Origin of the sequence: Paraburkholderia metrosideri (genome assembly GCF_904848625.1) — a bacterium.
In the GTDB taxonomy this organism is placed as follows: Bacteria; Pseudomonadota; Gammaproteobacteria; order Burkholderiales; family Burkholderiaceae; genus Paraburkholderia; species Paraburkholderia metrosideri.
Map to the genome: position 1 here is coordinate 86,840 of NZ_CAJHCP010000021.1, position 9,565 is coordinate 96,404.

Annotated in this window: 7 protein-coding genes; 5 read left to right on the forward strand and 2 right to left on the reverse strand. The window is 60.7% G+C overall.

All coding sequences use genetic code 11. From position 1 onward, the window contains the following. Positions 1 to 61: 61 nt before the first annotated feature. From LMG28727_RS31910 to LMG28727_RS31930, 5 genes are all read left to right on the forward strand, one after another. Positions 62 to 1,078 carry a LacI family DNA-binding transcriptional regulator gene (locus tag LMG28727_RS31910; RefSeq protein WP_201646298.1) on the forward strand — a complete coding sequence of 339 codons (1,017 nt, stop codon included), beginning with the start codon at positions 62 to 64 and terminating at the stop codon, positions 1,076 to 1,078. Between the two features lie 225 nt (positions 1,079 to 1,303). Then, positions 1,304 to 2,719, forward strand: coding sequence for an MFS transporter (locus LMG28727_RS31915; protein ID WP_201646299.1), 1,416 nt, complete (start codon positions 1,304 to 1,306; stop codon positions 2,717 to 2,719). A 16-nt stretch (positions 2,720 to 2,735) separates the two neighbouring features. Beyond that, entirely contained in the window at positions 2,736 to 4,520 is a 1,785-nt protein-coding gene (locus LMG28727_RS31920; RefSeq protein WP_201646300.1) for an IlvD/Edd family dehydratase, read from the forward strand. An 83-nt stretch (positions 4,521 to 4,603) separates the two neighbouring features. Beyond that, the gene (locus LMG28727_RS31925; protein WP_201646301.1) at positions 4,604 to 5,791 is read left to right on the forward strand and encodes a fumarylacetoacetate hydrolase family protein; all 1,188 of its coding nucleotides are present in this window, start codon (positions 4,604 to 4,606) and stop codon (positions 5,789 to 5,791) included. A gap of 166 nt (positions 5,792 to 5,957) precedes the next feature. Continuing rightward, positions 5,958 to 7,400 carry an aldehyde dehydrogenase family protein gene (locus LMG28727_RS31930; protein ID WP_201646302.1) on the forward strand — a complete coding sequence of 481 codons (1,443 nt, stop codon included), beginning with the start codon at positions 5,958 to 5,960 and terminating at the stop codon, positions 7,398 to 7,400. 282 nt (positions 7,401 to 7,682) lie between these two features. Here the strand turns inward: LMG28727_RS31930 and LMG28727_RS31935 are convergent, their stop codons facing one another. After that, positions 7,683 to 7,952, reverse strand: coding sequence for a DUF4148 domain-containing protein (locus LMG28727_RS31935; protein WP_201646303.1), 270 nt, complete (start codon positions 7,950 to 7,952; stop codon positions 7,683 to 7,685). 437 nt (positions 7,953 to 8,389) lie between these two features. Continuing rightward, positions 8,390 to 8,866, reverse strand: a complete 477-nt coding sequence (locus LMG28727_RS31940; protein ID WP_201646304.1) for a YqhA family protein — start codon at positions 8,864 to 8,866, stop codon at positions 8,390 to 8,392. Positions 8,867 to 9,565 lie beyond the last annotated feature (699 nt).

Sequence of the window (9,565 nt, forward strand, 5' to 3'; positions counted from 1 at the left end):
TGACTTCAGCGCACTTGCATTGACCGATACCATGACGTTCAGGCCGCCCGTTCCGCCCCGCATGTCCGATGTTGCCGAACGCGCCGGCGTATCGAAGATGACCGTGTCCCGCGTATTGGCCGGGCGCAGCGTGTCGCCGGCCACGCGCGAACGGGTTCAGAAAGTGATCGACGAACTTGGTTATGTGGCCGATGCCGCAGCCGGCGCATTGTCCTCGGGCCGTTCGGAGTTTGTCGCGGTGCTGGTGCCGTCGCTGGCCAGTTCCAACTTCTCCGACACGGTGCGTGGCCTGAATGCCGCGTTGACTCCGCATGGTCTGCAACTGTTGCTGGGCGACACGGATTATCGTCTCGAGCAGGAAGAACTCCTCGTTCGTTCGATGCTGCGCCACCAACCGCGCTGTGTCGCATTGACCGGCGGCCGGCATACCGACGCAACCCGCACGTTGCTCCAGCGCGCGGGCATCCCGGTGGTCGAGATGTGGGATCTCCCCACCGATCCGATCGACACAGCCGTCGGCTTTTCCAACGCGACGGCGGCGCGCGCGATGGTCCGGCATTTGCATGCAAGCGGCTATCGGCGTATCGGCTTTATCGGCGGCGCGAGTGAACGCGATCGACGGGGCCTCGACCGGATGCGCGGTTATATCGCTGAAATGAAATCGCTGGAGCTCGGCGAGCCACGCGTGATCCGGCTCGGCGACTCGCCGATCACGATGAGTCACGGCGCGCCCGCGATCGGCGCGCTGCTCGAAGCATGGCCCGACACCGAGGCGGTGATGTGCGTGAGCGACATGTCGGCGTTTGGCGCGATGATGGAATGTCATCGGCGCGGGTTGTCGGTGCCGGGCGATATCGCGATTGCAGGCTTCGGTAACTTCGAAGTGTCGTGGTGTTCGCAGCCGACTATCACCACCGTATCAGTCGATGCATACGGTATCGGCTTGCGTGCGGGTGAGGCATTGCTCGCGGAGTTGAAGGCGCGCGAGACCGCCGGCACAAACAGCGCCTCCGCTCAGACTCAGCGCGCAAAAGCCATCAAGATCGACTTCACCGTCATTCCCCGCGAAAGCACGTGAAAATGTGCCGCTAAGCGTGTAAAGCGTCGCCGCATGGCCTTGCACACGCCGTGTCGGCGGCACGGATCAGGGATATCCCTTGGTTGTTCGGATGATTTACCACGCGTAACATCCACGGCAAGAAATGTTACCGGTAACTTCAGCGGATCGGATTAGCGCAATGTGCGCCAAACGTTGATATTCCGCCCACGCAGTACCGATACCAATACCGCTACGGAGATACGAATGACCACTGCGCCGCCCACCAGCGCGACCCTTCCCGCGGGAACCAGCGAGTTCGAAGAGCGGACCTACCGCAAGGTCGTGCGCCGCCTGTTGCCCGTTCTGCTGCTGTGTTACGTGGTGGCTTATCTTGACCGCGTGAACGTCGGATTCGCCAAGCTGCAAATGCTCGACGACCTGGGCCTGACCGACACCATGTACGCGATCGGCGCGAGCGTATTCTTCTGGGGCTACTTCATCTTTGAAGTGCCGAGCAACGTTTTCCTGCATAAGTACGGCGCGCGCTTCTGGATCGCGCGAATCATGTTCACGTGGGGCCTGGTTTCGATGGCGCTCGCGTTCGTCGAACCGCTCGCGCACCTCGCGCATGTCGAAACCGCGACGATGTTCTACGCGTTGCGCTTTCTGCTCGGTATCTGCGAAGCCGGCTTTTTTCCCGGCGTGATTCTGTACCTGAACTACTGGTTTCCCGCGCAACGCCAGAGCCGCGTGATGTCGGGCTTCCTGATCGCGATGCCGGTCAGCCTGATGCTGGGCGGCGTGATCTCCGGCTGGCTGATGGAGCACACGGCGGGCCTGTTTGGCTACCAGGGCTGGCAGTGGATGCTGCTGCTCGAAGGCGTACCGTCGCTGCTGACCGCATTCATCGTGTATTTCTCGCTCGATGACGGCATCGAGCGCGCCCGCTGGCTGACGCCGCAGGAAAAGAGCCTGCTGAGCGCGAATCTGCAGAAAGAAGCCACGCACAAGACCGCGCGTTTCGGCTCGGCGGTACGCGATCCGCGCGTGTGGCTGCTGGTGGCGATTCTGCTGACCTTCAACACGGGTTTCTACGGCCTTGCCTTCTGGCTGCCGTCGATCATCAAGGCAACCGGTGTGCAGGATCCCTTGCATATCGGCTTGCTGACGGCTATTCCTTATGGTGTGGCGATCATCGCGACGCTCGCCAACGCGGCTCATTCGAAGAAAACCGGCGAGCGGCGTCTGCATGCGGCGATTCCGGCGCTGATCGGCGGAGTCGGGCTGATTCTGAGCGCGGCGTTTGCGCATCAGATCGTGCTGGCGATCACGTTCCTGACGATCGCAACGGCCGGCATCCTCGCGTTGATGCCGATTTACTGGACCTTCCCGGGCCAGTTGCTGTCGGGTGCGGCGGCTGCCGCCGGCATTGCGATGATCAACGCAATCGGCAATCTGTCAGGCTTTACGGGCTCGATGATTACAGCGGTCGCCAAGAATCTGACGGGCGATATCAACAACGGTACTTATGCGCTCGGTGCGTGTCTGCTGGTCAGCTGTGTGCTGATCCTGCTCGTGCCGCGCAGCATGCTGACACGGACTGCGTCGACAGACGGCAGCAAGTCCGGCAGCCAGGCGGCGCGTGCGATGAAGCACGCGAGCGGCTCAACCCTTCAATGACAGAGAGACAGGCAACATGTCAGCATCCACACCGCGCCGGCTGAGAAGCCAGGAATGGTTCGACGATCCCTCGCACGCGGATATGACGGCGCTGTACGTCGAGCGCTTCATGAATTACGGCCTCACGCGTGAAGAGCTTCAATCGGGTCGTCCCATTATCGGCATCGCGCAAACGGGCAGCGACCTCGCGCCTTGCAACCGTCACCATATCGAACTTGCTGCACGCACGAAGGCCGGCATTCGCGACGCGGGCGGGATTCCGATGGAATTCCCGGTTCATCCGCTCGCGGAACAAAGCCGCCGTCCGACCGCTGCGCTCGACCGCAATCTCGCGTATCTCGGCCTCGTGGAAATCCTGCACGGCTTTCCGCTCGACGGCGTCGTGCTGACGACCGGTTGCGACAAGACCACGCCCGCGTTGCTGATGGCTGCGGCGACCGTGGACATGCCCGCGATCGTTCTGTCGGGCGGCCCGATGCTCGATGGCTGGCATAACGGCAAGCGCGTCGGCTCCGGCACCGTCATCTGGCATGCGCGCAATCTGCTGGCGACCGGCGAGATCGACTACGAAGGCTTCATGGAACTGACGACCGCGTCGTCGCCTTCCATCGGTCACTGCAATACGATGGGCACCGCGCTGTCGATGAACGCCATCGCCGAAGCGCTCGGCATGTCGTTGCCGGGTTGCGCGAGCATTCCGGCGGCGTATCGCGAACGTGGCCAGATGGCGTATGCAACGGGCAAGCGCATCGTCGACCTCGTGCGCGATGACGTGCGTCCGTCGCACATCATGACGAAGGAAGCGTTCGAAAACGCGATCGTGGTGGCGTCGGCGCTGGGTGCATCGAGCAACTGCCCGCCGCATCTGATTGCGATTGCGCGTCACATCGGCGTCGAGTTGAGTCTCGACGATTGGCAACGGGTGGGCGAGCAGGTCCCGCTGATCGTCAATTGCATGCCTGCAGGCGAATTCCTCGGCGAGAGTTTTCACCGTGCGGGCGGTGTGCCTGCCGTGTTCCACGAACTCAAGCAGGCCAACCTCGTGCATGGTGAATGTCTCACCGTGTCGGGTCGCACGATTGCCGAGATCGCGGACAATGCGCCGACGCCGGATCGCGACGTCATCAAGACGACCGACGAGCCGCTCAAACACGGCGCGGGTTTCATCGTGCTGTCGGGCAATTTCTTCGACAGCGCGATCATGAAGATGTCGGTGGTCGGCGATGCTTTCCGCCAGACTTACCTGAGCGAACCGGGCGCGGAAAATACCTTCGAAGCGCGAGCGATCGTGTTCGACGGTCCCGAGGATTATCACGCGCGTATCAACGACCCGTCGCTCGAAATCGACCAGCACTGCATTCTGGTGATTCGCGGCGCGGGCACCGTCGGTTATCCGGGCAGCGCCGAAGTGGTGAACATGGCGCCGCCGACGGAACTCGTGCGCCAGGGCATTACGTCGCTGCCGACGCTCGGCGACGGACGCCAGAGCGGCACCTCCGCGAGTCCGTCGATTCTCAACATGTCGCCGGAAGCGGCCGTTGGCGGCGGAATCGCGCTGTTGCGCACGAACGACCGCATCCGCGTGGATCTGAACTCGCGCAGCGTGAACGTGCTGGTCGACGAAGAAGAACTCGCGCGACGCCGCGAAACGGCGACCTTCGAAATTCCGCAGGCGCAGACGCCGTGGCAGGAGTTGTATCGCAAGACGGTCGGGCAGCTTTCTACCGGCGGCTGTCTCGAACCCGCGACGCTTTATCTCAAGGTGATTGCCGAGCGTGGCAATCCGCGTCATTCGCATTGAAGTGCAGATTGCAGCGCCGGGCTCGATAGACGATATCGCGCCCGGGCGCTTGTCTCCCAACTTTCCTGAAGATATCTATTCTCATGTCCGCAACTTCCCAATCCAGTTTCCTCCCGGACGACGTCAATCAGGCGTTGCTCGTGGGCCGCGTGTGGCGTAAGAGCGATCAGCACGAAGGTCCGTGCGTGGTCGTCGTGCGTAACGGCGAGGTGTTCGACATCACGGCAAGCGTGCCGACCACCGCCGATCTGTTCGAGCGCGAAAACGCTGCACAGGTCGCGCGTACGGCGCCTGGTGTGTCGCTTGGCGCGGCGGCCGATCTCATCGCGGCGAACCAGCCTGGCGCTGCAGCGCCCGCTGTGCGACTGCTGGCACCGTGCGACATTCAGGCGATCAAGGCATGCGGTGTCACGTTTGCGGTGAGCCTGATCGAGCGCGTCATTGAAGAGCAGGCGGGCGGCGATCCGGCGAAGGCGAAAGAAGTGCGCGAGACCATCGCATCGATGATCGGCACGGATCTCTCGAAGATCGAGCCGGGCTCGGAAGCGGCGATGAAGCTGAAGGCAGAACTGGAACGTCGCGGCGCGTGGTCGCAATACATGGAAGTGGGCATCGGCCCGGACGCGGAAGTGTTCTCGAAGTCGCAGCCGATGTCGGCGGTCGGTTTCGGCGCGGACGTGGGCCTGCTCGCCGCGTCGACGTGGAACAACCCGGAGCCGGAGATCGTGCTGGCGGTGAATAGCCGCGGCGAGATCGTCGGCGCGACGTTGGGCAACGACGTGAACCTGCGCGATATCGAAGGCCGCTCGGCGCTGCTGCTCGGCAAGTGCAAGGACAACAATGGTTCGTGCGCGATTGGTCCGTTCGTGCGTCTGTTCGACGACACCTTCTCGCTCGATTCGGTGCGCTCGGCCAGCGTCGCGCTGCGTGTGGAAGGCGCCGACGACGACTTCGTGCTCGAAGGCGTGAGCCACATGAGCGAGATCAGCCGTGATCCGGCAGACCTCGTGTCGCAGACGTGGGGACGTCATCACCAGTACCCGGACGGCTTCATGCTGTTCCTCGGCACGATGTTCTCGCCGATCAAGGATCGCGATGCAGCGGGCGGTGGATTCACGCATCACCTCGGCGATGTAGTGACGATTTCGACGGCGCAACTGGGCGCGCTGACCAATACGGTCCGCCTGAGCACGGAAATCGAGCCGTGGACATTCGGTGTGCGTGCGCTTTATCAGAATCTGGCTGCGCGTGGTTTGCTGAACGCGGCGTAAGCGGCTTGCTTTAGTAGCTTCTTGTTGGCCTGACGAGCAATGGCCTGAGCGGCTGTTGAGTCATCTTTGGCCCTCAACGTATTTTCTGTCGCCTCCGCGCGGTTTCAGACCATCGGGTATGAAACTGCGCGGAGGCTTCATTCTGTATCGACCGGAGAAAGAGAACATGAGCCAGTTTGCAAACTACATCGACGGACAGTGGGTGGAAGGCGCGAGCGTGTCGCGCAACGTCAATCCGTCGAACCTCGATGATGTAATCGGCGAGTTCGCCCAGGCCGACGCTGATCAGACCCAGCGCGCGATCAGCGCCGCGCGCAAGGCGTTTGCGCAGTGGTCGTTGTCCACGCCGCAGCAACGCTTCGACCTGCTCGATCAGGTGGGCAGCACGATCCTCGCGCGCAAGGCCGAGTTGGGGCGGCTCCTCGCGCGGGAAGAAGGCAAGACGTTGCCCGAAGCAATCGGCGAGGTGGGTCGTGCGGCGCAGATTTTCAAATTCTTCGCGGGCGAAACGCTGCGGATTGGCGGCGAAATCGTGCCGTCCGTGCGCCCGGGCATGACGGTCGAAGTGACGCGTGAGCCGCTCGGTGTGATCGGTCTCATCACGCCGTGGAATTTCCCCATCGCGATCCCTGCATGGAAGATCGCACCGGCGTTGGCGTTCGGGAACACGGTGGTGATCAAACCTGCCGATCTCGTGCCGGCCAGCACGTATGAACTCGTCAAGATCATTGCCGAGGCGGGCGCACCGGCTGGCGTGATCAATCTCGTGATGGGACGCGGCTCGGTGGTGGGCGAAGCGCTCGTTTCGTCACCGGATGTGGATGCGGTGAGCTTTACGGGTTCGGTTTCGACCGGGCGTGCTATCGGTGCGAAGTGTTTCGCGTCGGGCAAGAAGTTTCAACTGGAGATGGGCGGAAAGAATCCGATGGTCGTGCTCGACGACGCCGACCTCGCTGTCGCGATCGAAGCGTGTATCAACGGCGCGTTTTACTCGACGGGTCAGCGTTGCACGGCTTCGAGCCGCCTTATCGTGACCGAAGGGATCTATGACCGGTTCATCGACGGAATGAAAGCGCGGATGCAAGCGTTGAAGGTCGGCGACGCGCTGGCTGACGGCACGCATATCGGGCCGGTCGTTGACGACAAGCAGCTTCAGCAGGACGAGCGGTATATCGCCATAGCGCGCGAAGAGGGCGGCACGGTGTTCGGCGGGGAGCGGATCGAGCGCGAGACGCGGGGTTATTTCCTTGCGCCCGCACTGATCACCGAGACGACGTCGGGCATGCGCATCAATCGGGAAGAGGTGTTCGGCCCGGTGGCTTCGGTCATCAAGGTGAAGGACTACGACGCAGCGTTGGCCGCCGCCAACGACACGGAATTCGGTCTCTCTGCAGGCATTTGCACGACCTCGCTGAAGTACGCCAGTCACTTCCGCCGTCATGTGCAGGCCGGCATGGTGATGGTGAATACGGCGACGGCGGGCGTGGATTATCACGTGCCGTTTGGTGGACGCAAGGGTTCGAGTTATGGCCCGCGCGAGCAGGGTAGCTATGCCCGCGAGTTTTATACGACGGTCAAGACGGCCTATGTGAGCCCGGGCACGGTCTGATTTTTGTGGTTATGGCGACGTGCGGCTGCGCAATGACGCTTGATGTTTGCGTAGTTCGCGCGGCTAACTCAGGAACAGGAAGTGAAGGATGTAGAAGCAAAAAGCGCCCGGCCGCTGACGGCTAGGCGAAGCCACCGGGAATCCGGAGGCGGAGGTTCTGATATGTGACAAACCCGCGGTCGCCGCAAAAAACGCGCGATCGCGGGTTCGTTATTTCAAGCTACGGAGCGCGATGACGACACCCGCTCCGCTAAAGCAACAGCCCTTTCGGCCTGATAAAGCTTACTGCGCGACTGCGTGGCCTTCTTGCGACGAACCGCTGGTCACGCCGCCCACTGCGCTGTTTTGAGCAGCAACACGTGCTTCAGCAGCCTGGATGTTAGCCGGGTATTCGTTCGGGTTCGAACGTGCCGGGTTGTAACCAGCCTTTTCGATCTGAACCAGTTGTTCACGCACTTGAGCGCGGGTCAGGGGTTGGTTCGACTGGGCGAAAACAGCAACCGGAGCGGCAAGGGTAGCGGCGATAACAACGGCTTGAACGAGCGACTTCATGATTACTACCTCCAGAGATTTTGTCTTGTTGAGGCTGCAAACTCATTTGTCTGCAGCAGTGATGACAGTCTAGGAGTCAGTGAAAGTAGGGTAAATACCTAATTTGCGAAATCACTGTTTCGAAAATTAGAACAATGTGGGCGTCGAAGCTCGCATTTTGCGCACATTGATACGCGTGTTTCAAACATTTGGATTTGCGCACGGCGTTGTGCGGCGCGGCTCTCCGTCGGGAAGCCGGGTATTTCGGGCCATGTAGCCGCAGCTCTTTTTGGCGGGGATCGGGTTTCCCCGCGAGGCCGGATTGCCCGCGGTCGCGAGCGCGGGCAGCTCGCATGTTGGGATTATTTGCCGATCCAGGGCCTGCCGCGTGCGCGTTGCGGCGGTGTTGCGGTGTTGCCGGACTATCGGGTACCGTCAGCGTCGCGTTGTGCCACGACTCACTTCCTCCGGATATTGTTTTTCATCAGGAAGAATGTCAGGGCGGCGATCACCAGGGCTAGCGCAACGCCGAAGGGGGCGATTTCACGCGAGCCGTCCCACGCTACGGCCTCGCGCAGAAATAGAACCGCGAGAACGGCAATCACGACGCTGACCAGATTCCCCTTCAGGTCTTCGAGATTGCTGACTTCGAGCCACTTCGGCAGCGGCAGCTTATCGTCGACGAATAGCGAATAGAGACCGATGCTGATGATGTAGACCGCGATCGCGATCAGAAATACATCGACTGCTTCGACAATTCCAACCGCAAATATTTTCACCGACTTGGTGGTGAACGAGCGATCCCGAATCGCTTCAACGGCGTTGGTGTAGAGCACGACCGCCTCGTAGAGTATCAACGCCAACGAGCCCAGGAACGTTCCGACGACCGGGACGATCATGATGTAGCGGCTGGAAGCCAGGATACGTCGTACCATCGGAAACCTCTGTCGGCATGAGTGGGCAAGTTGATACCAGATCACACTTTGCTTATGCGCTACGTCAATGAGTTCGACCTTCCGGCTCAGAATTTATAAGTGAAGTGCTGGGGGGAATCAAGCGGTGGATCGGGTCGCTCGCGGTATGAAGAAGTATAGAACTACCGGAAGATTGATTTGGGCGCGCTGAGATTGGTGAACGGATCTGCAGGTCACGATGTTTGTGGCAGCGACGATGCGGATCGAGTGGGCTAGGTACTGACGCAATGCGGTTGACCAACGCGGTTGACGAGTGGGTGCCGTCGACTCTACTCATCGACGGATTACACGCGTTGCTCTTCTGAGGGTTCTTTCCTGCACGAACAGCGATGGACGCAATCGCCTTCTCTCTGCTGAGAGAAGAACTTCGGTGCAACGACCGGAGTAGAAGTTCGCGCGAGAGGAGGGGTCTCGCGTCTGCCTTCTTTATGAGCAACACGAAGAAGAAAAATTATTTTCGCGAATAGTATTGACCAATGAGTTTCCGGTCTGCATAATTCGCCTCCCGTTAGATGACGGACGCGAAGAAAGCAGAGCTTCCAAGCGAATGATCTTTAAAAATTAACAGCCGATAAGTGTGGGCGCTTGATGCGCGATGCGGGTGGGTCCTTCGGGGCTTGCCATAAAGCAGAAGTATCAAGTCTCACACAGTAATGAAAG